Annotated in this window: 2 protein-coding genes; both read left to right on the forward strand. The window is 75.3% G+C overall.

Features of this window, described 5'->3' with window-relative positions; genetic code table 11:
* Positions 1-355, forward strand: a 355-nt coding sequence (locus tag C667_RS22630) for an ATP-binding cassette domain-containing protein (RefSeq protein ID WP_004387343.1), incomplete at its 5' end; no start/stop codon positions are given.
* On the forward strand, positions 352-1,647 hold the full coding sequence (locus C667_RS22635) for an ABC transporter permease (RefSeq protein WP_004387345.1): 1,296 nt from the start codon (positions 352-354) through the stop codon (positions 1,645-1,647). The genes C667_RS22630 and C667_RS22635, both read left to right, overlap by 4 nt.
* Positions 1,648-1,861: the final 214 nt, after the last annotated feature.

Raw genomic sequence — 1,861 nt, forward strand, 5'->3', positions numbered from 1 at the left:
AGGATCTCGCCAGGCTGCGCGCCTGGCGGCGCGGCTCGACCTCGGCGCCGAGCTGCTCGATCGTCCCGCCGCGCAGCTCTCGGTCGGCCAGCAGCAGCGCGTGGCCGCGGCGCGCGCGCTGATCGGCCGCCCCGGCCTGGTGGTGGCCGACGAGCCCACCTCGGCGCTGGATGCCGACCGCCAGCAGGCCTTCATCGACCTGCTGCTCGAGGAGTGCGCCGCGGCCGGCGCCGCGCTGCTCTTCGTCAGCCACGACGCACGCCTGGCCGCGCACTTCGACCGCGTGCTCGACCTCGCGGCGTTGAACCACGCGGCGTTGAATCACGCGGCGTCGGCGGCGGAGGGCGCGCGATGAGCGCGGTGCTCATGCTGTCGCTGCGCAGCATCGCCAACCGCCGCCTGTCGGTCGCGCTCACCGTGCTCGCGGTGGCGCTGGCGGTGGCGCTGCTGCTCGGGGTCGAGCGCCTGCGCAACGACGCGCGCGCAGGCTTCGCGCAGACGATCTCCGGCACCGACCTGGTGGTGGGCGCGCGCGGCGGCGCGGTGCAGCTGCTGCTCTACTCGGTCTTCCACATCGGCGACGCCACGGCCAACCTGTCGTGGGCCAGCGTCGAGCACGTCGCCGCGCTGCCTCAGGTGAAGTGGCTGGTGCCGCTCGCGCTCGGCGACTCGCACCGCGGCCACCGCGTGGTCGGTACCACCACGGACTTCTTCGCGCATTACCGCCACGGCGAGGGGCGCAGCCTCGCCTTCGCCGCCGGCGGCCCCTTCGCCGACGCACCCGCGCGCGCGGAGGACCTCTTCCAGGCGGTGATCGGCGCCGAGGTCGCCGCCCGCCATGGCTACCGCCTCGGCGATCGCATCGTGCTCAGCCACGGCGGCGGCGCCGGGGAGGGCGGGCCGCGCTTCGCCGAGCACGCCGACAAGCCCTTCACCGTGGCCGGCATCCTCGCCTCCAGCGCCACGCCGCTCGATCGTGCCGTGCTGGTGAGCCTGGAAGGCCTGGAGGCGATCCATGTCGACTGGCACGGCGGCGCGCCCATCCCCGGCCTCACGATCGCGCCCGAGCACGTGCGCAAGTTCGACCTGCGCCCCAAGTCGGTCACCGCCGCGCTGGTCGGGCTGCACAGCCGCAGCGCGGTGTTCCGCGTGCAGCGCCAGCTCAACGGCTACACCGGCGAGCCGCTCACCGCCATCCTGCCCGGCGCCACCCTGCAGCAGCTGTGGAGCCTGGTCGGCATCGCCGAGCGCGCGCTGCTCGCGGTCTCGGCCCTGGTGGTCGTGGTCGGCCTGGCCGGCATGGTGGCGGTGGTGCTGGCGAGCCTGGGCGAGCGCCGCCGCGAGCTCGCCATCCTGCGCGCGCTCGGCGCCAGCCCGCGCGCGGTCTTCGCGCTGCTCGCGGTCGAGAGCCTCGTGCTCGCCGTCGCCGGCATCGCGCTCGGGCTCGCGCTGCTGTATGGTGCGGGCGCCGCGCTCGCGCCCTGGCTCGCCGCGCAACACGGCCTGCAGCTGAGCCTGGGCTGGCCCGCGGCGAGCGAATGGCGCCTGCTCGGCGCGGTGCTCGCCGCCAGCCTGGTCGCCAGCCTGCTGCCGGGGCTGCGCGCCTACCGCCAGTCGCTCGCCGACGGCATGACCGTGAGGACCTGAGGGACGATGCGCCGCTTCATCCGCAAGCACGCGCCCCGCGCTGCAGGCCCGCTACCGGAGACAGAAAATTGAACACGAACATGCACCTCGGCCAACTCGTCCGCCACGCGCGGCTCGCCGCTTCGCTGCTCGCCGCCTTGGCGCTCGCGCCCCTGCCTGCGGCCGCGCAGGCTCCCGCCGCCAAGCCCGCCGGCCAGTACGCCGTGGGCGACCG

It is taken from the genome of Thauera phenylacetica B4P (assembly GCF_000310225.1).
Lineage (GTDB): Bacteria > Pseudomonadota > Gammaproteobacteria > Burkholderiales > Rhodocyclaceae > Thauera > Thauera phenylacetica.

Excerpts from the sequence above, each read along its gene's own strand:
- C667_RS22635 (WP_004387345.1), top strand. The coding sequence starts at position 352 with ATGAGCGCGGTGCTCATGCTGTCGCTGCGCAGCATCGCCAACCGCCGC.